Origin of the sequence: Amycolatopsis orientalis (assembly GCF_000943515.2) — a bacterium.
GTDB classification, from domain to species: domain Bacteria; phylum Actinomycetota; class Actinomycetes; order Mycobacteriales; family Pseudonocardiaceae; genus Amycolatopsis; species Amycolatopsis orientalis.
The window spans coordinates 7,761,916-7,788,721 of the sequence record NZ_CP016174.1 but is presented as its reverse complement, the minus strand read 5'-3'; the positions used below and the strand labels follow the sequence as shown (position 1 = coordinate 7,788,721).

5 protein-coding genes are annotated in these 26,806 nt (G+C 70.9%); all 5 read left to right on the top strand.

Going from position 1 to position 26,806, the window contains the following annotated elements:
* Positions 1-344 precede the first annotated feature (344 nt).
* The 5 genes from SD37_RS33745 to SD37_RS33725 all read left to right on the top strand — a co-directional run bounded on the left by SD37_RS33745 (position 345) and on the right by SD37_RS33725 (position 26,448).
* The gene (locus SD37_RS33745; protein WP_083255161.1) at positions 345-1,310 is read left to right on the top strand and encodes a ParB/RepB/Spo0J family partition protein; all 966 of its coding nucleotides are present in this window, start codon (positions 345-347) and stop codon (positions 1,308-1,310) included.
* A 109-nt stretch (positions 1,311-1,419) separates the two neighbouring features.
* Positions 1,420-2,259: a prephenate dehydrogenase gene (locus tag SD37_RS33740; protein ID WP_044851290.1), complete on the top strand. Its 840-nt coding sequence runs from the start codon at positions 1,420-1,422 to the stop codon at positions 2,257-2,259.
* Positions 2,260-2,455: 196 nt separating this feature from the next.
* Complete coding sequence (locus SD37_RS33735; RefSeq protein ID WP_044851289.1) at positions 2,456-4,414, top strand: ABC transporter ATP-binding protein; 1,959 nt, start codon at positions 2,456-2,458, stop codon at positions 4,412-4,414.
* A 2-nt stretch (positions 4,415-4,416) separates the two neighbouring features.
* Positions 4,417-13,848, top strand: a complete 9,432-nt coding sequence (locus tag SD37_RS33730) for a non-ribosomal peptide synthetase (RefSeq protein WP_044851288.1) — start codon at positions 4,417-4,419, stop codon at positions 13,846-13,848.
* Positions 13,849-14,280: 432 nt separating this feature from the next.
* Positions 14,281-26,448: a non-ribosomal peptide synthetase gene (locus SD37_RS33725; RefSeq protein ID WP_044851287.1), complete on the top strand. Its 12,168-nt coding sequence runs from the start codon at positions 14,281-14,283 to the stop codon at positions 26,446-26,448.
* Positions 26,449-26,806: the final 358 nt, after the last annotated feature.

Here is a 26,806-nt window from a genome sequence, read left to right as displayed (position 1 = left end):
ATGAGGAAATCGTGGATTTCCCACGGTGAGACCACTGATTCGAGCGCGAGGCCGGGTTTGTACCGCGATCTTGTCCAGCAGTGCGCGTTGGCTTCGTCCAACAGAACGTAAGACGGCTTGCCGAGCTGAGGCAGTCGAGTAGAACTGAAGGTGGCCCGGGTGCATACGGGGCTGCCGACGCTTTTCGAGGGGGGATCCTCAACGTCGAGGACACCCCGCCGCGCAGCCGAGTCCGGCGCCGGAGGCGGATCTTGGTGTCCAACCATCGAGGCTGAGCACTTGGACTGCGGGGTTTTCCATGCCATACCGCGAAGTTGCCGTATAAAAGATTCAATGGGGGCTAGGTGGATCCGACGAGAGTTGACCTATCCGCTCTCCCGATCGTCGAGATCGAGCTGTCCAGGCTGTCCTCCGTACGTTCGCCGCGAACCTCGGGCGAGGATCCGGAGCACGTCGAGGCGCTGTTGTCGGCCGAGTGGGAGCTTCCGCCTATTCTCGTGCACCGTCCAACGATGCAGGTGGTCGATGGTCTGCACCGGTTGAAGGCGGCGCGAGTCAGGGGCGACACGAAAATCCGCGCCAAGTTCGTCGACGGCACCGAATCCGATGCCTTCGTCCTGGCCGTGGAAGCGAACATCCGGCACGGCCTGCCGCTTTCGCTCGCCGATCGCAAACGGGCGGCCGTCCAGATCATCGGGACGCATCCGCAGTGGTCCGATCGGCGGGTGGCCTCGGCGACCGGTATCTCCGCCGGCACGGTGGCGGATCTGCGCAAACGTGGTGGCGAAGGCGGGAACGAGGCCAGGATCGGGCGGGACGGTCGGATCCGGCCCGTCGACAGCACGGAGAGACGAAGACTCGCCGCCGACCTGATCCGCAACGATCCCGGTCTTTCGCTCCGGCAGGTCGCCAAGCGGGTCGGCATCTCGCCGGAGACGGTCCGGGACGTCCGCGGACGGCTGGAACGCGGGGAGAGCCCGACCCCGGACGGGAGCAGGAGGCTGCGGACCAAGACACATCCGCTGAGCCTGACGGAGTCCGAACTGGGCCACGCGCTGGATCGCGAGCGGGTCGCCGTGCTGGAGCGGCTCAAGGCCGATCCCACCCTGCGGCTGAGCGAGGTCGGCCGGATCCTGTTGCGGATGCTCGCCATGCACTCCATCGACGGACAGGAGTGGGAGAGGATCCTGCGCGGGGTCCCGCCGCACCTGTACGGCGTGGTCGCCGGTTTCGCCAGGGATCATGCCCGCGTCTGGGCGGGTTTCGCGGATCATCTGGAGAACCGGGCGACCGATCTGGCCGCCGGCTGAGCGGGCACCCCGGCGGACGTCGTGGTCCACAGTGGACATAACGGCCCTTTCCGCCGCGGTGCCCGGTCAGTCGCTCGACATCGGCCGGTGCGCGGCTTAAGAAGTAGAGGTGACCATCGAGAAGGTGCTTGTCGTCGGGACCGGGCTGATCGGTACCTCGGTCGCGCTGGCCCTTCGCGAGAAGGACGTGGCGGTCCACCTCTCCGACGTCGACGTGCGGGCCGTACGGCTCGCACGGGACCTCGGCGCCGGCCGGGAATGGGCGGGCGAAGAGGTCGACCTGGCCCTGATCGCCGTTCCGCCGCATCTGGTGGGGGAGCGGCTGGCCGCGCTGCAGAAGCAAGGGGCCGCACGGGCTTACACCGACGTGGCCAGCGTCAAGGCCGATCCGATCGCCGACGCGGAACGGCTCGGCTGCGACCTGACCTCTTACGTGCCCGGCCATCCGCTCGCCGGCCGGGAGAAATCCGGACCGGGGGCGGCTCGCGCCGATCTGTTCGTCGGCCGTCCCTGGGCACTGTGCCCCGGCGCGCGGACGGACGCGGATGCCTTGCGGCTGACCGGGGAATTGGTGTCGTTGTGCGGGGCGAAGGCCGTCACGGTGGATGCGCGCGAGCACGATTCGGCGGTGGCGCTGGTCTCGCACGTCCCGCATGTGGTGGCGTCGGCGATGGCGGCGAGCCTGGCGGGCGGTGACGACGTCGCGCTGGGCCTGGCTGGGCAGGGATTACGCGACGTGACGCGGATCGCGGCCGGGGATCCCCTGCTGTGGCGGATGATCCTCGCGGGGAACGCCCTGCCGGTCGCGGCAGTGCTCGACCGGATCGCGGGCGAACTCGCGGCGGCGGCCTCGGCGTTGCGGTCCGGCGACCTGGACGGGGTGACCGATCTGCTGCGGCGCGGCGTCGCGGGACAAAGCCGGATCCCGGCGGGTTCCCCGGGACGCTGAGACGGCAACCGCCGCCTTCGTATTTTCGGTGTACAGCAAGCGAATTCCGTGCTGACCGGGGTCACCGGCGATTCCCCGGAAGGGCGATCCCCGACGCGTCCAAGTGTCGAAAATGCTCGCTTGGACCCACTCGTGGACATCGACTCGATTAAGCACGATTGAGATCGCCGACTTGGCTTACGAGAGAGGTGACCGGATGGAAGTGGTGTTGCGCTTCGAGGGGGTGGACAAGAGTGAGGACGACCCCGATCCCTGGGTGACGAAGGTCCGCAAGGGGACGGTGCGCCGGGTACTCGCCTACTTCCGCCCGCACATCGGCAAGGTGGCGCTCTTCGTTCTCGTCGCCGTGCTGGAGTCGCTCATCGTCGTCGCAACCCCCTTGCTGCTGAAGGAACTCATCGACGGCGGCATCGTCAAGAACGATCCCGGGGTCGTGGTCCTGATGGCCTCCCTCACGGCCGGACTCGCCGTGCTGGCCGCGGCGCTGGCGCTGCTGTCCGGCTACATCTCCGGAAAGATCGGCGAAGGGATCACCTACGACCTCCGGGTGCAGGCGCTCGACCATGTCCGGCGGCTGCCGATCGCGTTCTTCACCCGCACCCAGACCGGTGTCCTGGTCGGCAGGCTGCACACCGAACTGATCATGGCGCAGCAGCATTTCACCGGTTTGCTCATGGCGGCCACCAGTTTGGTCATGGTCGTGGTGGTGCTGGCCGAGCTGATCTACCTTTCGTGGCTCGTCGCCGTCATCTCGCTGCTGCTCATCCCGATCTTCCTCGTGCCGTGGATCCGGGTCGGGCGGGCGATCCAGCGGCGCAGCATCAAGCTGATGGACGCGAACACCGGCCTCGGCGGACTGCTCCAGGAGCGGTTCAACGTCCAGGGCGCGATGCTGTCCAAGCTCTTCGGCCGTCCGGACGAGGAGATGACCGAGTACGCGGACCGCGCCGGGAAGATCCGCGAGGTCGGCGTGAGCCTTTCCGTCTGGGGCCGGATGGCCTTCGTGATGATGGGGCTGATGGCCTCGCTCGCCACGGCGCTCGTCTACGGGATCGGCGGCGGGCTCGTGCTCGCGGGGGCCTTCCAGCTCGGCACGCTGGTCGCCATCGCCACGTTGCTCTCGCGGCTGTTCGGGCCGATCACCCAGCTGTCCGGGATGCAGGAGCTCGCGCAGACCGTCGTGGTCAGCTTCTCCCGGGTCTTCGAGCTGCTCGATCTGAAGCCGCTGATCCAGGAGCGCCCCGACGCGGTCGAACTCGAAAAGGACGTGGCGCCGGACATCGAGTTCGAGGACGTGGTGTTCCGCTATCCCACCGCGGACGAGGTCTCGCTGGCGTCGCTGGAACACCTGCGCGGCGAGCGGGAGCGCGGGGAGGTGTCGCCGGATGTCCTGCGCGGCGTGAGTTTCCAGGTGCGGGCCGGAACCCTCACCGCGCTCGTCGGCCCGTCCGGCGCGGGGAAGAGCACCATCACCCACCTGGTGTCCCGGCTGTACGACCCGAACTCCGGAAGTATCCGCGTCGGCGGACACGATCTGCGGGACCTCAGCTTCGCCTCGCTCCGCGACACGGTGGGCGTGGTCAGCCAGGACGCCTACCTGTTCCACAACACGATCCGGGAGAACCTTCTCTACGCGCGCCCGACAGCCACCGAGGAGGAGCTGATCGAGGCGTGCAAGGGTGCCCAGATCTGGGACCTGATCGAATCCCTCCCGCTCGGGTTGGACACCGTCTCGGGTGATCGCGGCTACCGCATGTCGGGCGGGGAGAAGCAGCGGCTGGCCATCGCCAGGCTGCTGCTGAAGCAGCCGACGATCGTCGTACTCGACGAAGCCACCGCTCATCTGGACTCCGAATCGGAGGCCGCCGTCCAGCGGGCGCTCAAGACCGCGTTGCGCAGCCGTACCTCGCTGGTGATCGCCCACCGGTTGTCCACGATCCGCGAAGCCGACCAGATCCTCGTGATCGACGGCGGCCGGGTGCGGGAGCGCGGGACGCACGACGAGCTGCTGGCCGAAGGTGGTCTCTACGCCGAGCTCTACCGCACGCAGTTCGCCGACCCGGCGAACGACGCGCCCAAGCCGGAAATCGAAGAAGCCGAGCTGGACGAGCCTGAGCCTCAGCCGGCGATCCAACCCATTGGCTTCGGAGGATGACGATGAATTCCGCAGCGCGGACCGCCGTGACGGTGCTGGAGCTGTTCGCCTCGCAGGTGGAGCGGATGCCCGGCGCGGTGGCCGTGGTCGACGGCGACCGGGTGCTGACCTACCGGGAACTCGACGAGGCCGCGGGCCTGCTGGCCGGACGGCTGGCGGCCCGGGGCATCCGCCACGGCGACCGGGTCGCGGTGATGATGGGCCGCTCGGCGGATCTGCTGGTGGCGTTGCTCGCCGTGTGGAAGGCGGGCGCGACGTACGTACCGGTGGACGCCGCCTATCCGGCGCCGCGTGTGGAATTCATGGTGCGCGATTCGGCGGCCGCGCTGATGGTGTGCTCGGTCGCGTCGCGTGACGCCGTGCCGGAGGGCATCGATTCGCTCGTGGTGGACGCCGCCACGGACGAGGACGGGCGTGCGGCGACGGCCACGGTGCGCCCGGAGGACCTGGCGTTCGTGATGTACACCTCCGGCTCGACGGGCAGGCCCAAGGGGGTGGCGATCACCCAGGGCAGTGTCGCGGACCTGGTGCGGGATCCCGGTTGGGCGATGGGGCCGGACGACGCCGTGCTGATGCATTCGCCGCACGCCTTCGACGCGTCCTTGTTCGAGGTCTGGACGCCGCTGGCCTCGGGTGCGCGGGTGGTGATCGCCGAACCGGGTTCGGTGGACGTCCGGCGCCTGCGCGCCGCGGCCGCGGCCGGGGTGACGAGGGTGTACCTGACCGCGGGGAGTTTCCGCGCGGTGGCGGAGGAGGCGCCGGAGTCGTTCGCGGCCTTCCGTGAGGTGCTGACCGGCGGTGACGTGGTGCCCGCGCACGCCGTGCAGCGGGTGCGGCAGGCCTGTCCCGAGGCGCGGTTCCGGAACATGTACGGGCCGACGGAAGCGACGATGTGCGCGACGTGGTACCCGCTGGAACCGGGTGAGGTACTGGGTTCGGTGGTGCCGATCGGGCGTCCGCTGGTCGGCCGCCGGGTCCAGGTGCTCGACGAATCGCTGCGCCCGGTGGGGCCGGGTGTGGTCGGCGACCTGTACCTCTCCGGATGTCTGGCGGAGGGCTACTTCAACCGGCCGGGGCTGACGGCGGAGCGGTTCGTCGCGGATCCCTCCGCGCCGGGACAGCGGATGTACTGGACGGGTGACCTCGCCCAGTGGACGGCGGACGGTGTGCTGCTGTTCGCGGGCCGCGCCGACGACCAGGTGAAGGTCCGCGGGTTCCGGATCGAGCCCGGCGAGATCGAGGCCGCGCTGATCGCCCAGCCGGAGGTCCACGACGCCGTGGTCGCGGCGATCGAGGGACGGCTGATCGGCTACGTGGTGGCCGAGGAGGGCGTGGATCCCGTTCTCGTCCGCGAGCGCCTACGCGCGGAATTGCCGGAATACCTGGTGCCCGCGGTCGTCCTCACGCTGGACGCGTTGCCGTTGACCCGTAACGGAAAGGTGGACAGGGCGGCGCTGCCCGCGCCCGAGTTCGCGACGGGCGCCGCGGGCCGTGAACCCGCCACCGAGGAGGAACGCGTCCTTTGTGGACTGTTCGCCGACGTGCTACGGCTCGACCGGGCCGGGGTCGACGACGGCTTCTTCGATCTGGGCGGGGATTCCATCTTCGCGATGCGCCTGGCGGCACGGGCGGCCAAGGCGGGCCTGCTGGTGACACCCGTCCAGATCTTCGAGGAGAAGACGCCCGCGCGGCTGGCGGCGGTGGCGCGTCCGGTACCGGCCGACGAGCCGCTCGACGGCCCCCTGCTCAGTTTGACCGAGGCCGAAGAGGCGGAGCTGGCGATCGCCGCTCCGGGTGCCGAGGAGATCTGGCCGCTGGCGCCGTTGCAGGAGGGGTTGCTCTTCGAGTCGATCCTGGACGACCAGGGCTCCGACATCTACCAGGTGCAGGTGATCCTGGAGCTGAACGGACCGCTGGACGAGGCCCGGCTGCGGGCCGCGTGGGACACGGTCGTCCACCGGCACCCCGAGCTTCGGCTCACCTTCCACCGGCTCGAGTCGGGAAAGACGGTGCAGGCCGTCCACGGCGACGTCGCCGTGCCGTGGCGGGCGGTGGATCTGGCGGGCGCCGACGACGTCGACGCGGCCGTCGAGGCCTTGGCCGGACAGGAACAGGGGAAGCGGTTCGATCTCGCCAAGGCACCGCTGGTCCGGCTGGTGCTGATCCGCACCGGCGAGGACCGGCACCGGCTGCTGTTCGTCATCCACCACATCCTGGTCGACGGCTGGTCGGTGGCGGTGATCCTCAACGAGGTCGCCGACGCGTACACGGCGGGCGGACGGCTGCCGGCACAGCGCGGCGGCGCCTCCTTCAAGGACTACCTGGCGTGGCTGGACCGGCAGGACAAGGACGCGGCGCGGGCGGCCTGGCGCGACGAGCTGGCCGGTCTCGACGAGCCCGCGCTGATCGCGACGACGTCCGTCGAGACGGACTACGACTACCGCGCCACCCACCTCACCTCGGCGCTGCACACCAGGTTGCTGGAGTTCGCCCGTGAGCACGGGCTGACGCCGAGCACGGTGGTGCACGCCGCCTGGGCGCTGGTGCTGGCGCGTCTCACGCGGCGGACCGACGTGGTGTTCGGCACCATGGTCGCGACCCGCCCCGCGGAACTCGAGGGTATCGAGTCGATGCCGGGCCTGCTGATGAGCGCGGTACCGGTGCGGGTGCCCCTCGACGGCGGCCAACCGGTCGTGGACCTGCTGACCGACCTGCACACCAGGCAGACGGCCCTCAAACCGCATCAGCATCTGGGCCTGCCGGAGATCCAGAAGGCGGCCGGACCCGGCGCGGGCTTCGACACGCTGCTGGTGATCGAGAACTACCCGCGGGAGTACGCCGCTCAGTTCACGCATCTGCGCACCATCGAAGGCACGCACTATCCGCTGACCCTCGGCATCACGCCGGGGGAGCGGTTCAAGATCCAGCTCGGCTACTGGCAGGGACAGGTTCCCGACGCCGTCGCCGAATCGCTGCTGGAGTGGTTCGTCGGCGCGATCGGCGCGCTGGTCGCCGATCCGGCCCGCCCGGTGGGGCGGATCGGGGTGGGCACCGCCGAGACGCGCGAGTGGGCCGCGCCGTTGGTGGCGGGAGAGCCGCTGCCGACGCTGGTCGGGCGGATCGCGGCGCGGCTGCCGGACAACGTGGCGCTGGTGGACAGCGCGGGTGAGCTGTCCTACGCGGAGTTGTGGGAGCGGTCGCTGAAGCTCGCGGCCGTGTTGCGGGACAACGGTGTCGGGTCCGAGAGCCGCGTCGGCCTGGTGGTGGGGCGCTCGTCCTGGTGGACGGTCGGCATGCTGGGCGTGTTGCTGGCCGGTGGCACTTTCGTGCCGGTGGACCCGGCCTATCCGGACGAGCGCAAGGAATGGATCTTCCGGAGTGCGGATCCGATGCTGGTGGTGTGCGAGGGGACGACGCGGCGAGCGGTGCCAGTCGAGTTCGCGGACCGGCTGCTGGTGGTCGACGACGTCGACCTGTCGGCGAGGCCGGAAGCGGAGCTGCCGCGAGTGGATCCGCGCAGCGCCGCGTACGTGATTTACACGTCGGGGTCGACGGGAACTCCGAAGGGGGTCGTCGTCACCCATACCGGACTGGGAAACCTGGCGCTGGCGCATATCGACCGGTTCCGGGTGACGCCGTCGTCGCGGGTCCTGCAGTTCGCCGCGCTCGGCTTCGACACCATCGTGTCCGAGGTGATGATGGCGCTGCTGTCGGGCGCGACGCTGGTCGTGCCGCCGGAGCAGGAACTGCCGCCCCGGATGGCGTTCTCCGAAACGCTGGAACGGTGGGGCATCACGCAGGTGAAGGCGCCGCCGTCGGTGCTGGGCACGGTCGACGCGCTGCCGCCGACCGTGGAGACGGTGGTGGCGGCGGGCGAACTCTGCCCGCCGGGTCTGGTGGACCGGCTGTCCGCGGACCGGCGGATGATCAACGCCTACGGGCCGACCGAGACCACGATCTGCGCGACGATGAGCCTGCCGCTGACGCCGCGCCAGCATCCGATCCCGTTCGGTGGCCCGGTTCCGGGGGTGCGCGGATACCTGCTGGACTCGTTCCTGCGTCCGCTGCCGCCCGGGGTGACCGGTGAGCTGTACCTGTCCGGGATCGGGGTGGCCCGCGGCTATCTGGGCCGTCCGGGGCTGACGGCCGAGCGGTTCGTGGCCGATCCGTTCGCCCCCGGCGAGCGGATGTACCGGACCGGGGACCTGGCCTACTGGACCGACCAGGGTGAGCTGGTGTCCGCCGGGCGCGCCGACGACCAGGTCAAGATCCGCGGGTTCCGGGTCGAACCGCGCGAGATCGAGTTCGCCTTGTCCGCCTATCCCCGGATCACTCAGGCCACGGTGACCGTCCGCGAAGACCGCCTGCTCGCCTACGTGACACCGGGCGACATCGACACGCAGGCGGTGCGGAAACATCTCGCGTCCCGGATGCCCCAGTACATGGTGCCCGCGGCGGTGGTGGCGCTGGACACCCTGCCACTGACGGCGCACGGGAAGATCGACCGGCGCGCGCTGCCCGATCCCGAATTCACCACCGGGGCGCCCGCCAGGGAACCGGCCACCGAGACCGAGCGGGTGCTGTGCGAGTTGTTCGCCGGTGTCCTCGGTCTGGAGCAGGTCGGGGTGGACGACAGTTTCTTCGATCTGGGCGGGGACTCCATCCTTTCGATGCAGCTGGCGGCGCGGGCACGGCGTTCGGGGCTGACGTTCTCCGCAGCCGACGTCTTCGACGGGAAGACCCCGGAGCGGATCGCGCGGCTGGCGGAGGAGTCGGCGCCGCCGGAGCCGGGGCGTCCGGCGAAGTCCGACGGTGTGGGCGAAGTCCCGTGGACGCCGGTGACGCGGCTGCTGGGCGAAGGCGTCACGGGATCGGCGTTCGCGCAGTGGATGGTGGTGGGCGCGCCCGCGGATCTGACGGAGGAGACGGTGGCGGCCGGGTTCGCGGCCGTGGTGGACGCGCACGACATGCTGCGGGCGCGGGTCGTCGACGAGGAGGGCGGCCGTCGCCTGCTGGTCGGCGAGCGTGGGTCGGTGACCGGGTCGGTCACCCGCGTGGGACTGGACGGCCGTCCAGTGGACGAGGTCGTCGAGGAGGCGGCGCGAGACGCCGTGAGCAGGCTGGATCCGTCGGCGGGCGTGCTGGCGCGGGCGGTGTGGGTGGACGCCGGACCGGACCGGATCGGGCGGCTCGTGGTGGTGGTGCACCACTTGTCGGTCGACGGTGTGTCGTGGCGGGTGCTGCTCTCGGATCTGCAAGCCGCCTGCGAGGCGGTGGCCGCGGGCCGGGAGCCGGTGCTGGAGCCGGTGGGGGTGTCCTTCAAGCGGTGGGCGGGCCTGCTCGGTGAGTGGGCGGTCTCCGCGGAGCGCGTCGGCGAATTGGCGGCGTGGCAGGCGATCCTCGGACAGGAGCAGCCGGTCGCCACCCGTGAGCTGACCACGAGTCAGGCCGCGAAGGGTGCAGTGCGCTCGCGGTCGTGGGTGGTGCCGAAGGCGGAGACGTCGGCACTGACCGGGCGGGCTCCCGTGGTGTTCCACTGCGGCGTCCACGAGATCCTGCTCGCCGGGCTGGCCGGAGCGGTGACGCGGTGGCGTGGCGGGGACACGGTCCTGGTGGACGTGGAAAGCCACGGCCGCCATCCGGCCGACGGGATGGATCTGTCCCGGACGGTGGGCTGGTTCACCAGCGCGCATCCGGTCCGGCTGGAAGTGGCGGGGACCGAGCTGGCCGACGTGCTCGCCGGTGGCCCGGCGGCCGGGCGTCTGCTGAAGACGGTCAAGGAGCAGTCGCGGGCCGTGCCCGGCGACGGGCTCGGCTACGGACTGCTGCGCTATCTCAATGACACGACCGCGCCGGTACTGGCGGAACTGCCGTCGGCGCGGATCGGGTTCAACTACATGGGCAGGTTCGCCACCGGTGAGGACAGCGGGGTCCGGGCGTGGCAGCCGGTCGGGGACATCGGCAGCTCGCTCGAACCCGGAATGGGCTTGCCGCACGCGATCGAGGTCAACGCGATCGTCCAGGACCTGCCGGACGGTCCCGAACTGACGCTCATGCTGGAATGGCAGGAGGATCTGCTCGGCGAGGCCGAGATCGACCAGCTGGGCCAAGGGATTCTGGCCGTGCTGGCCGGGCTTGCCCGGCAGGCGGAGGATCCCGCCGCGGGCGGGCACACCGCGTCCGACTTCGATCTCGTCGCCTTGGGCCAGGACGAGATCGAGGCCCTCGAAGCCGAATTCGCGGACGCCGGTGGGGTGGCCGACCTGCTGCCGCTGTCGCCGTTGCAGCACGGTCTCGCCTTCCACGCCGGTTTCTCCGGTGACGGCGTCGATGTCTATACCGCGCAGGCGGTCCTGGAGCTGACCGGACCGCTGGACATGCCATTGCTGCGGAAGTCCGTCCGCGCGCTGCTGGACAGGCACGCGAACCTGCGCGCCGGCTTCCGGCACGCCGCCGACGGGTCCGCGTACCAGGTGATCCCCGGTGCCTTGGCGGTGCCGGTGACCCTGGTGGACGTGACCGGGTCGGCGGATCCGGAAGCGGAAGCGGCGGCGGTGGCCGCGGCAGACCGGGCCCAGCCGTTCGATCTGGCCAAGCCCCCGCTGCTGCGGTTGACGGTGGTGGCCTTGGGCGAGAACGGCCACCGGCTGGTGCTGACCAACCACCACATCCTGCTCGACGGCTGGTCGACGCCGCTGCTGCTGGACGAACTGCTCACGCTGTACCGCGACGGGGCGGTTCCGTCCGCGCTGGCGCCGGTCAACCCGTACCGGGAGTACCTGGCCTGGGTGCGCGAAACCGATCGGGACGCGGCGATCACCGCCTGGCGCGACGCCTTGGCGGGGCTGCCGGAACCGACGCTGGTCGCGGCCGACCGGACGGTCCCGGTCCAGGTGCCCGGGCAGATGTGGGCCGAACTGGGCGAGGCGTTCGCCGGTGCGCTGGCGGCGCGGGCCCGCGAATGCGGGGTCACCGTCAGCACGGTGCTGCAGGCGGTGTGGGGCATGGTGCTGGCCGCGATCACCGGACGCGACGACGTCGTGTTCGGGGCGGTGGTGTCCGGCCGCCCGGCGGAACTGCCCGGGATCGAGACCATGGTCGGGCTGTTCATCAACACCGTCCCGGTCCGGGTCCGGATGGACCCCCGGCACACCTTCGCCGAACTGGTGAAGGAAGTGCAGGACGAGCAGATCGCCTTGCTGGCCCATCACCACGTCGGCCTCACCGACATCCAGCAGGCCGCCGGGCTGGGCAGGTTGTTCGACACCCTCGTCGTCTACGAGAACTACCCGCGACCCGCCGAGGCCGCCGACGCGGAACCGGATCGGTTGCGGGTGCTGGGAATGACCGCCGCCGACGCCACGCACTATCCGCTGGCGCTGGCCGTCGTCCCGGGCGAAAGCCTGCGGCTGCGGCTGGAGCACCAGCCCGCGCTGTTCACCACCGAGCAGGCGGCCGCCGTGCTGGAGCGGTTCACGCGGGTGCTCGAAGCCGTGGTCGCCGCTCCGGGGACGCCGCTCGCGGCGGTGCCGATCCTGTCCGAGTCCGAACAGCGAGAGCTGCGGGCGCGCAACGACACCGCGGTGCCGGTGCCGGACCGGACGCTGCCGGAGTTGTTCGCCGCGCAGGTCGCCGCCACCCCGGAGGCGACCGCGGTGACCTTCGAGGACCGGTCGCTGTCCTACGCCGAACTCGACGCCCGTGCCGATCGGCTGGCACGCCGGCTCATCGAGCGGGGTGTCGGTCCCGAAGGCCTGGTCGCGGTGATGCTGCCCCGGTCGCTGGACCTGGTCGTCACGGTGCTGGCGATCACCAAGACCGGCGGTGCCTGGCTGCCGATCGATCCGGTCTATCCGGCCGATCGTGTCACCTACATCCTCGACGACGCCGAACCGGCATTGGTGATCACGAGCGCCGCGCTGGCGGCCTCGCCCGCCGGTGAGGTGCTGGCGGCACGGCCCTCGACGGTGGTGCTCGACGATCTCGCGATCGCGGGCGGCGAGCACGTGCCGGTCGCCGACGCCGATCGGGTCCGGCCGCTGGATCCGCGTCATCCGGCCTACCTCATCTACACCTCGGGCTCGACCGGCCGTCCCAAGGCCGTCGTCGTCACCCACCGGAATCTGGCGAACTATCTGTTCCACTGCGGGACGAAGTACCCGGGGCTGCGGGGACGGTCGCTGCTGCATTCGTCGATCGCCTTCGATCTGACGGTCACCGCGATGCTCACCCCGCTCACCGTCGGGGGAACGGTCCAGGTCGGTGCGCTGGAAGACCTGATCGGCACGGTGGGAAGCGCCCCGGCGCTGTTCCTCAAGGCCACGCCGAGCCATCTGAAGACGTTGGAGACCGGCTCCCGGGAGATCGCCGTTCCCGGTGATCTCCTGCTCGGCGGCGAACAGTTGTCCGTCGAGACGGTCGCCGACTGGCGCCGGACGTACCCGAACACCGTGGTGGTCAACGAATACGGCCCGACCGAGGCGACGGTCGGCTGCGTCGAATACCGGCTCGAACCCGGGCAGGCGGCGCCGTCCGGCGACGTGGTGCCGATCGGCACCCCGATGACGAACATGCGGGCGTTCGTCCTGGATTCGTGGCTGCGGCCGGTGCCGCCGGGCGCGGTGGGCGAGTTGTACGTGTCCGGCGCGGGCGTGGCCCGGGGCTATCTGGGGCGGGCGGGGCTGACCGCGACGCGGTTCGTGGCCGATCCGTTCGGTGCCGGTGGGCTGATGTACCGGACCGGGGACCTGGTGCGGTGGAACACGGACGGGGAACTGGTCTTCGCCGGCCGTGTCGACGACCAGGTGAAGGTGCGGGGATACCGCATCGAACCCGGTGAGATCGAGGCGGCACTGGAGGCGCACGAATCGGTGGGGCAGGCAGTTGTCTTGGCCCGCGACAGTGCCTCCGGCAAACGGCTGATCGGTTATGTGACGCCTGCCGGGGTGGACGGGGCCGCGGTGCGCGCGGCCGTGGCGGCCCGGTTGCCGGAGTACATGGTGCCCGCGGCGGTGGTGGCGCTCGACGCGCTTCCGTTGACGGCGAACGGGAAAGTGGACCGGGACGCGCTGCCGGATCCCGACTTCAACGAACGCGTCTCCGGCCGGGAGCCGGTCACGGAGGCCGAACGGCTGCTGTGCGCGCTTTTCGCCGAGGTGCTCGGCCTGGAGCGGGCAGGCGCGGACGACAGTTTCTTCGAACTGGGCGGGGATTCGATCCTGTCGATGCGACTGGCGGCGCGGGCGCACCGCGAGGGAATGGCCTTCGGCGCACGCGAGGTGTTCGAGCTGCGGACGCCCGCCGGGATCGCGGCGATCGTCGAGCGGGCACCGGCTGTTCCCGCCGCGGCGGACTACGCCGCTTCCGACGTCGCCCTGCTGGAACTGAACCAGGACGAGATCGACGAATTCGAGGCGGAGTTCGACGCCTCGTGAGTGGTAATGAGGGTTAGAACCGTCATTACCACTCACGAGACCCCTCACGCCTCCACCGGTCTGGCCGAGGTGACCGGGCCGATCGCGCGGGACTGTGTGGATTCTGTTCATCTAACGGAACAAAATCCACACAGTCGGCGCCCTTCGGCCCGGTCCCTTCGCCCAACCAAGGCCGAGTTCGGTGGGTCGTGAGTGGTAAGTGTCGTTAGAACGACACTTACCACTCACGACCCGCCAGACCCACTACTCACGAGGCCGCGGGGCCGACTGGACATGTTGTCCGGCAAGGCCTTTCAGGCGGATGATTCTGCTGCCGGGGGACAGGCGGGGTCCGATGCCGCCCTCCTCGCGCCGAATCGAGACGGGATCGTCGAATTCGAACCCGAATTCGACGACGTACTTCAGGCCCTTCGCTGATTGAGGGAGATATCGATGAACCAGTCGCGGATTGAGGAAATCTGGCCGCTGTCGCCATTGCAGGCCGGGTTGCTCTTCCACGCGGTTTACGACGGCGAAGGGCCCGACGTCTACATAGGACATTGGATCCTGGACCTGACCGGACCGGTGGACGCGGCCAGGCTGCGCGCGGCCTGGGAGACGCTGCTGGCGCGGCACGCCCCGCTCCGGGCCTGTTTCCGGCAGCGCAAATCGGGTGAGACGGTGCAGATCATCGCCCGGCAGGTCGACCTGCCGTGGCGGGAGGTCGACCTCTCGCACCTCGACGACCCCGGGAAGGCCGTGCGGGAGCTGGCCGAAGAGGACCGGACGACGAGGTTCGACCTCGCGCAGGCGCCGTTGCTGCGGCTGACTTTCCTCCGTCTCGGCGACGACACGTACCGCCTGGTCGTGACCTGCCACCACACGATCATGGACGGCTGGTCGCTGCCCATCGTGCTGGACGAGATGTCGAGGCTGTACGGCGAATCGCCGGACCTGCCGGAAGTGACGTCCTATCGCGACTATCTCGCGTGGCTGGGCAGGCAGGACAAGGAGAAGTCGCTCGCCGCCTGGGCGGAACGCCTGCGCGGGGTCGACGAGCCGACGCTGGTGGTGCCCGCCGATCCGGGCCGTGCGCCCGCCGAACCGGAGAGCGTCGAGGCCGGGCTGCCGGAGAACCTCACGCGATCGCTGGGCGAGCTGGCCCGCGCTCACGGGCTGACGCTGAACACCGTGGTGCAGGGCGCGTGGGCGCTCGTGCTGGCGCAGCTCGCGGGCCGGACGGACGTGGTGTTCGGTGCGGCGGTCTCGGCGCGTCCGCCGGATCTGCCCGGCGTGGAGGGCATGGTCGGGCTGTTCCTCAACACCGTTCCCGTGCGCGTGCGCCTGTCCGGCTCGACGCCGGTCGTCGAGCTGCTGACGGAGGTGCAGCGGCGGCAGTCGGCGCTCATCCCCGACCAGTACGTGGGCCTGGCGGACATCCAGCAGGCCGTCGGTCCCGGCGCGGTCTTCGACACGTTGATCGTCTTCGAGAAGTTCCACCATGATTCCGGCGAACTGGGCTCCGCGGAGACCTTCGGCATCCAGGTCCATCAGGGCCGGGTCGCCGCCCACTATCCGCTGACGCTGGTCGCCGTCCCCGGTGAGTCGATGTACTTCAAGCTCGACTACCTGACGGAGTTCTTCGACCGCGACACCGCCCTCGCCATCGCCGAACGCTTCACCGGCGTACTGCGTCAGCTGACGCTTGCGGGCGACCTCACGGTGGCCGACGTCGAGGTGACGAGCGCGGCCGAGCGGGCCTTGGTGGTCGACGCGTGGGGAGTGACGTCGCAGGCGGCGCCGGGCGTGCCCGCGCTGGATCTGTTCGACGGCCAGGTAAAGCGCCGCCGCGACGAGGTGGCGGTCGTCGACGGCGACCGGACGCTGACCTACGGAGAACTCGCCGAGCAGGCTGAGCGGCTCGCCGGATATCTGCACGATCGGGGAGTGCGGCGCGGGGACCGGGTGGCCGTGGTGCTGGACCGCTCGCCCGAGCTGATCGCGACCCTGCTCGCGGTGTGGAAGGCGGGCGCGGCGTACGTGCCGGTGGATCCCGCCTATCCGGTGGACCGCGTGCAGTTCATGCTGGCGGATTCCGCGCCCGCGGCGGTGGTGTGCGCGGAGAGGTACCGGGACGCCGTGCTGGACACCGGCCTCGCCCCGATCATCCTGGACGATCCCCGCACACGGCGGGAGGTGGCGGACTCCGCTCGCCTGTCGGTCGTCACCAGTGCCGAAGACCTCGCGTACGTGATGTACACGTCGGGTTCGACAGGAACGCCGAAGGGTGTCGCGGTTTCGCACGGCAACGTCGCGGCGCTGACCGGTGAACCGGGATGGCGGGTGGGTCCCGGCGACGCCGTGCTGCTGCATGCCTCGCACGCGTTCGACATCTCGCTGTTCGAGCTGTGGGTGCCGCTGCTGTCGGGCGCCAGGGTGGTACTGGCCGGATCGGGTGCGGTGGACGGCGCGGCGCTGGCCGCCCACGTGGCCGCCGGTGTCACGGCCGCCCACCTGACCGCGGGGGCCTTCCGGGTACTGGCCGACGAGTCGCCGGAATCGGTCGCCGGGCTGCGCGAGGTGCTGACCGGTGGCGACGCGGTGCCGCTCGCGGCGGTGGAACGCGTCCGCCGGGTGTGCCCGGACGTGCGGGTGCGCCATCTCTACGGCCCGACCGAGGCCACGCTGTGCGCGACGTGGTGGCTGCTCGAACCCGGTGACGAGACGGGTGCGGTACTGCCGATCGGCCGTCCGCTCGCGGGACGGCGGGTCTACGTCCTCGACGCGTTCCTGCGGCCCGTGCCCGCCGGGGTGGCCGGCGAGCTGTATGTCGCCGGAGCCGGTGTGGCACAAGGATATCTGGGCCGTCCGGTGCTGACGGCGGAGCGGTTCGTCGCCGATCCGTTCGTATCGGGCGGCCGGATGTACCGGACCGGGGACCTGGCGTACTGGACGGATCAGGGCGCGCTGGCCTTCGCCGGACGGGCCGACGACCAGGTGAAGATCCGCGGCTACCGGGTCGAGCCCGGCGAGATCGAGGCGGTCCTCGCCGGTCTGCCGGGGGTCGGCCAGGCCGTGGTGCTGGCCAAGGGTGAGCACCTGATCGGTTACGTGGTCGCCGAAGCGGGACAGGACGCCGACCCGGTGCGGCTGCGCGAACTGCTCGGCGAGACGCTGCCCGAGTTCATGGTCCCGGCCGTCGTGCTGGTGCTGGACGAATTGCCGTTGACGGTCAACGGGAAGGTGGACCGGCGGGCGCTGCCCGAACCGGATTTCGCGTCGAAGTCGGTGGGCCGGGAACCGGTGACCGAAGCCGAACGTGTCCTTTGTGGAGTTTTCGCCGACGTGCTGGGTCTCGACAGGGTCGGGGTCGAGGACAGCTTCTTCGAGCTGGGCGGCGACTCGATCTCGTCGATGCAGGTCGCCGCGCGTGCGCGTCGCGAAGGGATTTCCCTTACCCCGAGGCAGGTTTTCGAACACCGGACGCCCGAACGTCTCGCTGCCCTCGCCCAGGAGGCCGTCACGGCGCCCCGCGTCGAGGCCGTCACCGGCGTGGGGGAGATCCCGCGGACGCCGGTGATGCGTGCCCTCGGGGACGACGCGCTGCGGCCCGGCTTCGCGCAGGCGAGGGTCGTCGTCACTCCGGCGGGGATGAACCCGGACGCGCTGGTGGACGCCCTCCGAGCGGTGCTGGACACGCATGATCTGCTGCGGGCGCGGGTCGAGCCGGACGGACGGCTGATCGTGCGCGAGCGCGGTGCGGTGGACGCGGCCGGTCTGGTCGCGCGGGTCGCCGGGACGGGCGACCTCGACGAGATCGCCGAGCGCGAGGTCAGGACGGCGACGGGCACGCTGGACCCGGCGGCGGGGATCATGGCGCGGGTCGTCTGGGTCGACGCCGGGGACGCCGAGCCGGGCCGGCTGGCCTTCGTGGCGCATCACCTCGCGGTCGACGCGGTCTCGTGGGGAATCCTCCTGCCGGATCTGCGGGCGGCCTACGACGCGGTGGTCTCCGGCGGAACCCCCGCCCTGGAAGCCCCGGCGACGTCGTATCGGCAGTGGGCGCTGCGGCAGACCGAACAGGCGCTCAGCGAGCGCACCGTGGCCGAACTCGACCAGTGGGTCGCCCTGCTGGACGGCGCGGACCCGGCACCGGCGGGGGACTCCGGGCAGGCACATTCGTGGTCCACGAGGCTGTCCGGCACCGAAGTGCGCACACTGGTGGCCCAGTTGCCGGGCGCGTTCCACTGCGGGATCCAGGATGTCCTCCTGGCAGGTCTCGCGGCCGCGGTGGCGCGGGTGCGCGGTACCGGCGCCGGGCTGCTGGTGGACGTGGAAGGGCATGGCCGCGAAGCCGCCGACGGCGAGGACCTGCTGCGCACCGTGGGCTGGTTCACCAGCGTCCACCCGGTCCGCTTCGAGCTGTCCGATGTGGACCTCGCGGCCGCCGGACGGTTGCTGAAGACCGTGAAGGAACAGATCCGCGCCGTACCCGGCGACGGAGCCGGCTATGGGCTGTTGCGTCATCTCAATCCCGACACCGGGGCGAAGCTGGCCAAGTCGCCGTCGGCGAGGATCGGCTTCAACTATCTCGGCCGGACCGTCCTCGCCCCGCGGGCCGCCGCGTGGGAGCCGGTGGGCGAAGGTCCGCTCGGCGCCGGCCCGGACATGGTCCTCGCGCACGCCGTCGAGGTCAGCGCGGAGGTCCAGGACACGCCTGCCGGACCTCGGCTGGGGCTGGCCATCGACGCCCGGGACGCCGACCCCGCCACGGTGGAGCGGCTCGGTGAAGCCTGGCTGGAGACGCTGACCGCCCTCGCGGCCCTCGCCGGGGATCCCACCGCGGGCGGGCACACGCCGTCCGACTTCGAACTCGTCGGCCTGACCCAGCGGGACGTGACGGAGCTGGAGGCCGCGGCACCGGGGCTGACGGACATCTGGCCCCTGTCGCCGCTGCAGGAAGGCATGCTCTTCGAACGGGACTTCGACGCCGACGGGGTCGACGTCTATCAGAGCCAGCGGATCCTGGACCTCGACGGGCCACTCGACGCGGAACGGCTGCGTGCGGCCTGGGACCAGGTCCTCGCCCGGCACGCGTCGCTGCGCACCGGTTTTCACCAGCTGGGGTCCGGCGAAACGGTGCAGGTCGTCGCCGGTGACGTCGAACTCCCTTGGCGGACGGTGGATCTTTCGTCTCTCGACGAGGCGGCCGCGGCCGCGGAGGTCGAGCGGCTGCTCGCGGAGGACCAGTCCCAGCGGTTCGACGTGACCGAGCCGCCGCTGCTGCGGCTGTCGCTGATCCGGCTCGGCGCCGACCGGCACCGGCTCGTGCTGACGTCGCATCACCTCGTGCTGGACGGCTGGTCGACACCGCTCGTCGTGGGCGAGGTCTCGATCGCCTACGCGGGTGAGCAGATCCCGTCGTCGGCACCGTCCTATAAGGACTATCTGGCCTGGCTGGGCGAGCAGGACGAGGAGGCGGCGCGATCGGCGTGGCGGGCGGAGCTCGCCGGCGCGGACGAACCGTCCCTTGTGGACGCCGAAGCGGACAAGACGCTGGTGATGCCCGGGGACCACGCCGAATGGGTGTCCGAGGAGACGACGCGCGCGCTCGCCGAGCTGGCCAGGGGCAACGGGCTGACGACGAGCACGATCCTGCAGGCCGCCTGGGCGCTGGTCCTGGCGCGGCTGGCAGGCCGGACGGACGTGGTGTTCGGGTCGGTGGTGTCGGGGCGCCCGGCGGAGGTGCCGGACGTCGAGCGGATGGTGGGGATGTTCATCAACACCGTCCCGGTCCGCGTGCGGCTCGACGGCGCCCGGCCGGTGCTGGAGCTGTTCCAGGATCTGCAGGCGCGCCAGGCGGCGTTGACCGAACACCAGTACCTGGGCCTGCCGGAGATCCAGAAGGCGGCGGGGACGGGGGCGGTCTTCGACACCATCGTGATGATCGAGAACTATCCGCACACCGCCGACGGTCTCGGCGACGACGGCGGGGTCGCGATCAGTTCCGTCGTCACCCGGACCGGCACCGGCTATCCGCTGACCATGAACGTCAGCCTCGGGGACCGGTTGCGGATCAACGTGGCCTACCGCCCGGACCGGATCGACGGCGCGACGGCCGCCGAGGTCGCCAGGCAGCTCGTGCGGGTGCTGGACCAGGTGGTCGCGCGGCCGTCGCTGCCGGTGGGCCGCCTCGGCGTGACGAGCGAAGCGGCGCGCGCGTCGGTGGTGGAACGCTGGAATGCCACCGGTGAGGCGGCCAACGAGACGTCGGTGCTGGAGTTGTTCCGGCGTCAGGCCGTTGCCTCGCCGGAGGCGGTGGCGGTCACGGACGGGGAACGCACCCTGTCCTACGCCGGCCTCGACCGGGAATCCGATCGGCTGGCCGGGCAACTCGCGGACGCCGGTGTGCGCCGTGGTGATCGCGTCGGCGTGGTGATGGACCGCGGCGCGGACCTGATCGTCGCCTTGCTCGCGGTCTGGAAGGCGGGTGCCGCGCAGGTCCCGGTGAACGTGGACTACCCGGGCGAACGGATCGAGCGGATGCTGGCCGACGCCGGCGCGTCGGTCGCGGTCTGCCTCGAAGCGAGCCGCAAGGCGGTGCCGGACGGCGTCTCGCCGGTGGTCGCGGACGTCCCGGCGATCGACGGCGGGCGGCACGAGGCGCCGCCGGTCGCGATCGGAGCGCAGGACGTCGCCTACGTGATGTACACGTCGGGGTCGACAGGCGTGCCGAAGGGCGTCGCGGTGCCGCACGGCAGTGTGGCGGCATTGGCGAGTGATCCGGGCTGGGCGCAGGGGCCCGCGGATCACGTACTGCTGCACGCGTCGCACGCGTTCGACGCGTCGCTGGTCGAGATCTGGGTGCCGCTGGTCAGCGGGGCCAGGGTGGTGGTCGCGGAACCGGGCACGGTCGACGCGGAACGGCTTCGCGAGGCGATCTCCCGCGGCGTGACCACCGTCCACCTGACGGCGGGCGCTTTCCGTGCGGTGGCCGAGGAAGCACCGGAGTCCTTCCGCGGCCTGCGCGAGATCCTGACCGGTGGGGACGCGGTACCGCTCGCCTCCGTCGAGCGGATGCGCCGGGCGTGCCCGGACGTCCGGTTCCGGCAGCTCTACGGCCCGACCGAGATCACCCTCTGCGCCACCTGGCTCGTCCTCGAACCGGGGGCGGAGACGGGCGGCATCCTGCCGATCGGCGGTCCGCTGGCCGGACGGCGGGCCTACGTGCTCGACGCGTTCCTGCAGCCGGTGGCACCGGAGGTCACCGGCGAGCTTTACCTCGCCGGGGCCGGATTGGCGCACGGCTATCTGGGCAACACCGCGGCGACGTCGGAGCGGTTCATCGCCGACCCCTTCGCCGACGGCGGGCGGCTGTACCGCACCGGCGACCTGGCGCGCTGGACGGCCCATGGCGAGCTGGTCTTCGGCGGGCGCGCCGACTCCCAGGTGAAGATCCGGGGCTACCGGGTCGAACCCGGCGAGATCGAAGCGGCGCTGACCGAGGTCCCCGACGTCGCACAGGCTGTCGTGGTGGCCAGGGAAGAACGTCCCGGCGAAAAGCGGCTGATCGCCTACGTGACCGCGGAATCGGGGCGGGGACTGGACTCCGCCGCGGTCCGCGCGCAGCTCGCGGCGCGGCTGCCGGAGTTCATGGTGCCCGCGGTGGTGCTGGTGCTGGACGGTTTCCCGTTGACGCTCAACGGGAAGATCGACCGCGCGGCCCTGCCCGCCCCCGAGTTCACGCCGAGGGCGGCCGGTCGCGAACCCCGCACGGAGACCGAGCGGGTGCTGTGCGAGCTGTTCGCCGAGCTGCTCGGACTGGACCGGGTCGGCGCCGACGACGGTTTCTTCGAACTGGGCGGGGATTCGATCCTCTCGATGCGGCTGGCCGCCCGCGCTCGTCGCGAGAATCTCGTCTTCGGGGCGAAGCAGGTCTTCGAGCACAAGACTCCCGCTGGGATCGCGATGGTCGCCGAGCAAGGCGGACAGATTCGGGACGAGGACGCCGAAGGTGTCGGCGAAGTCCCGTTGACGCCGGTGATGCGCGCGCTGCTCGAACGCGATCCGCGCGGGCTGACCCGCGAGGGTATGGCGCAGTGGGTGATCGTGGAGGTGTCCGGCGACCTTTCCGTGCCCGCGCTGGCGGCCGGTCTGGGCGCGGTGCTCGACACGCACGATCTGCTGCGGAGCCGGATCGTCGAGACCGAGGGCGCGGAGCCCCGGCTGATCGTGGCCGAGCGGGGAACGGTCGACGCGGCGACGCTGGTCGAACGGGTCGACGCCACCGCGGCTGACCTCGGTGAGATCGCGCAAGCCGCGGCGGCACGCCTCGATCCCCTCGCCGGGGTGATGGTCCGCGCGGTCTGGGTGGACGCGGGCGAGGGCCGCGCCGGGCGGCTCGTGGTGGCCGCGCACCACCTCGTGGTCGACGTGGTGTCGTGGCGAACCCTGCTTCCGGACCTGCAGACGGCCTGTGAAGCCGCGATCGCGGGCGTGCGGCCGTCGCTCGACCCGCCGGACGTCTCGTTCCGGCGCTGGTCGCGAACGCTGACCGAAGAAGCGGCGACGAGGACCGCGGAACTGCCGTCGTGGACGGAGATCCTCGGCGGGGCCAAGTCGCGGCTGGGTGAGCTCGACCCGATGCGCGACACCGTGTCGACCGCGGGACGCCGGTCCTGGACCGTGCCGCCCGGCCACGCGGGCACGCTCGCCGAGAAGGTCACTTCGGCCTTCCACTGCGGTGTCCACGAGGTGCTGCTGGCCACCCTGGCCGGTGCGGTGGCGAGCTGGCGCGGCGGCGCCGACGTCGTGGTCGACGTCGAAGGGCACGGCCGTCAGCCGCTCGGGGAGCTGGACCCGTCCCGGACGCTGGGCTGGTTCACCGACATCCATCCGCTCCGGCTGGACACGACGGGCGCCGACCCGGCCGAGGCGATCGCGGGCGGGCCCGCCGCCGGGCGGTTGCTCAAGCAGGTCAAGGAAAACGTGCGAGCCGTACCCGACGGCGGGCTCGGTTACGGACTGCTGCGCCACCTCAACGCCGAGACGGCGCCGGTGCTCGCGGCGCTGCCGAAGGCGGAGATCGGGTTCAACTACCTCGGCCGCTTCTCGTCGCGGTCCGGCGGTGACGCGAAGCCTTGGCAGATCACGGGAATCGCCGGTGGCGCGGCGGAGCCGGACACGCCGTTGCGGCACGTCCTGGAGATCGACGCCGTCGTGGTGGACGGCGCGGACGGCCCCGAGTTCAGCCTGACCGTGACCTGGGCACGGCGGATCCTCGACGACGCCGGGGCGGAGTCGTTCGCCGAGGCGTGGCTGGCCATGCTGACCGGGCTCGCCGTCCACGCCGGCCGCGAAAGCGCCGGTGGGCACACGCCGTCGGACTTCCCGCTCACCGCGCTGACGCAGCGCGAGGTGGCGGAGGTCGAGGCCGCCGTGCCGGACCTGTTCGACATCTGGCCGCTCTCCCCGCTCCAGGAGGGCTTGCTGTTCCACGCCACCGACGAGCGCGGCCCGGACGTCTACGCGAGCATGCGGAAACTCGTCCTCGACGGTCCGCTGGACGTCGCCCGCTTCCGCGCGTCCTGGCAGGCCCTGCTCGACCGGCATCCCGCCCTGCGGGCGAGTTTCCGTCAGCTGGAGTCCGGCAAGTCCGTGCAGGTGATCGCCCGCGAGGCGACGCTGCCCTGGCGGGAGACCGATCTGTCCGGGCTGCCCGAGGACGAGGCGCTGGCCGAATTCGACCGGCTCGCGGCGGAACTGCACGCCGAACGTTTCGACCCGGCGCAGGGACCGTTGCTGCGCCTGCACCTGGTGCGCCTCGGCGACCGCAGGCACCGGCTGATCTTCACGTCGCACCACATCGTGGCCGACGGCTGGTCGCTGCCGATCATCGCCGACGGGGTGCTGACGGCGTACGAAGCGGGCGGTGACGTCCGGGCGCTGCCCGCCGCGACGTCGTATCGCGACTACCTCGCCTGGATCGCCCGTCAGGACAAGACGGCCGCCCGGGAGGCGTGGCGGGACGAACTCGCGGGTCTCGACGAGGCGACCCACGTCGTGCCGCCGGACTCGATCATCACGCCGGTCGAGCCCGAACGCGTCGGGTTCGAACTCGACGACGAGACGAGCAGGCGCCTGGTGGAGTTCACCCGGCTCCACGGCGTCACGGCGAACACCCTCTTCCAGGGGATCTGGGCACTGCACCTGGCCTGGCCCGCCGGACGGAACGAGGTGGTCTTCGGCGCCGCGGTCGCGGGGCGCCCGCCGGAGATCCCCGGCGTCGAGTCCGCGGTCGGCCTGTTCATGAACATGGTGCCGGTCCGGGCCCGCCTCACCGGCGCCGAACCGGTCGTCGAGATGCTGAAGGACCTGCAGGAACGGCAGGTTGCGATGATGTCGCACCAGCACATCGGACTGTCCGAGATCAAACAGCTCGCCGGTCCGGGGGCGGCGTTCGACACGATCGTGGTGTTCGAGAACTATCCGTACTCGCCGCCCAGGTCCGGCGGCCCCGACACGCTCGTCATGCGCTCCACGGGGATTCCCAACGACACCGGGCACTATCCGTTGTCCCTGCGCGCGTCCGTGGCGGGCGGTGCCGTCCGCGGCGAGTTCATCTACCGGCCGGACGTCGTCGACCGGACCGGGGCCGGGGAGATGCTCGCGACGCTCCTGCGCGCACTCGACCAGGTGCTGGCCGAGCCGCGGACGCCGGTGGGCCGGATCGGCCTGATCGGCCCGGAGCAGCGTCGTCTGGTGGTGGACGAGTGGAACCGGACCGACGCGCCGCTCACCACGGACACGCTGCCGGTGGTGTTCCGCGGGCAGGCGGAGCGGACACCGGACGCGATGGCCGTCCAGGACGGGACGCGGAGCCTGTCCTACCGCGGCCTGCTCGACGAGGTGGAGGCGCTGGCGCGCCTGCTCGTCCGCTCGGGCGTGCGGCGTGAGGACCGTGTGGGTGTCCTGGTCGAACGCTCGGCCGAGCTGGTCGTGACCCTGATGGCGGTGTCGTTCGCCGGTGGGGTGTTCGTGCCGGTCGACCCGGACTATCCCCGGGAACGCGTCGAATTCATGCTGGCCAACTCGGCACCCGGGGTGCTGGTGTGCACGACGACGACCCGGTCGGCCGTCCCCGCGGAGTTCGCGGGCACGGTGCTGGTGCTCGACGAGCTGCCCACCGCCGGTCCGGCCGTCGCGTTGCCGCCGGTGGCACCGGAAGACGCGGCGTACGTCATCTACACGTCGGGGTCGACGGGGGTGCCCAAGGGTGTCCTGGTCACCCACTCCGGGCTCGTCAACCTGGGGTACGCGCATATCGAGCGGATGGCCGTCACGTCGTCGTCGCGGATCCTGCAGCTGTCCGCGATCGGCTTCGACGCCATCGTTTCCGAGCTCTACATGTCCTTCCTGGCCGGCGCGACCCTGGTCCTGCCGGACGCGGCGAACATGCCGCCCCGGATGACGCTGGGCGAAACGATCCGCCGGGCGGACATCACCCACCTGACCGTTTCGCCGAGTGTGCTGGCGAGCGAGGACGATCTGCCGGACACCCTGCGGACCGTGCTGACCGGCGGCGAGGCACTGCCGCCCGCGCTGGTGGACCGCTGGTCGCCGGGCCGCCGGGTGATCCAGGCCTACGGGCCGACCGAGACCACCATCTGCTCGACGATGAGTGCCCCGTTGTCCCCGGGACACGAGCAGGTGCCGCTCGGCGGCCCGATCCACAACGTGCGGCACTACGTGCTCGACACCTTCCTGCGGCCGGTGCCGCCGGGCGTGGTCGGCGAGCTCTACATCACGGGTGTCGGACTGGCCCGCGGCTACCTCGGCCGCCCCGGCCTGACCGCGGAACGGTTCGTCGCCAGCCCGTTCGCGCCCGGTGAGCGGATGTACCGCTCCGGCGACCTGTTCCGCTGGACCAGGGAAGGACAGCTGCTCTTCGCCGGCCGGGTCGACGCGCAGGTCAAGGTGCGCGGATACCGGGTCGAGCCCGCCGAGATCGAGGCCGTGCTCGCGGAGCATCCGGGGGTCGGCCAGGTGGTGGTCTCGGTCCGCCGGGACGGGCCGGGTGACAAGCAGCTGGTCGCCTACGTCGTGCCGTCGGCCGACACCGAAGGTGAAGAACTGATGTCCGCGCTGCGCGAACTGGCGGCCGAACGCCTGCCGGAGTACATGATGCCGGCGGCCTTCGTGGCGCTGGAGCAGATGCCGCTCACCCCGAACGGCAAACTCGACCACCGGGCGCTGCGGGCCCCCGACTTCGCCGGGATGTCCTCGAAACGAGACCCGCGCACGGCCATGGAAGCGCGGCTGTGCGAACTGTTCGCGGAAGTGCTGGGGCTCCAGCAGGTGGCTCCCGACGACAGCTTCTTCGAACTCGGCGGCGACTCGATCACCTCGATGCAGTTGTCGGCCAGGGCCCGCCGGACGGGACTGGAACTGACGCCGTGGCAGGTGTTCGAAGAGAAGACACCGGAACGGCTGGCGGTCCTCGTCAAGGACCTCCCGGCCGAGGGCGCGGAACCCGCGGCGCCGGAGCCCGCCGCGGGCACGCTCGTGGAACTTTCCTCTGACCAGATGGACCAACTCGTGGCCGGACTGGCCGGTGACTAAGCGCTTCAAGAGCCCGTTGGCGGAGCTGAAGACGTATCTCGAAAGGGACCACATGTGTGAACCCGCCCGGCCGGAGACTCGGCCCGGCTCTCGTCTGTCCATAAGGGACACTTCTCGAGACGGAAGTGGCCGGTTCGCGCTGTTTGCGCGCTTTGCCAAGGGGGTCGTGAGTGCTAATGAGCGTTCTAACCCTCATTAGCACTCACGACCCCGTACCTAACCGGACATAGAGAAATTAATCGGACACTCAACTGGGAGGAAGTGTCTCTTGTGGACACTGAAGCCCCGTCGGCGCGTCGCGTTTAGCCCGCTGAACGCGATCTCGGCGCGACAGGCGCCGCCCCGCCTCTTCGCGTGA

Bases quoted from the DNA above. Each gene is read 5' to 3' on its own strand.
- SD37_RS33735 (WP_044851289.1), top strand. From the start codon at position 2,456: ATGGAAGTGGTGTTGCGCTTCGAGGGGGTGGACAAGAGTGAGGACGAC.
- SD37_RS33730 (WP_044851288.1), top strand. From the start codon at position 4,417: ATGAATTCCGCAGCGCGGACCGCCGTGACGGTGCTGGAGCTGTTCGCC.
- SD37_RS33725 (WP_044851287.1), top strand. From the start codon at position 14,281: ATGAACCAGTCGCGGATTGAGGAAATCTGGCCGCTGTCGCCATTGCAG.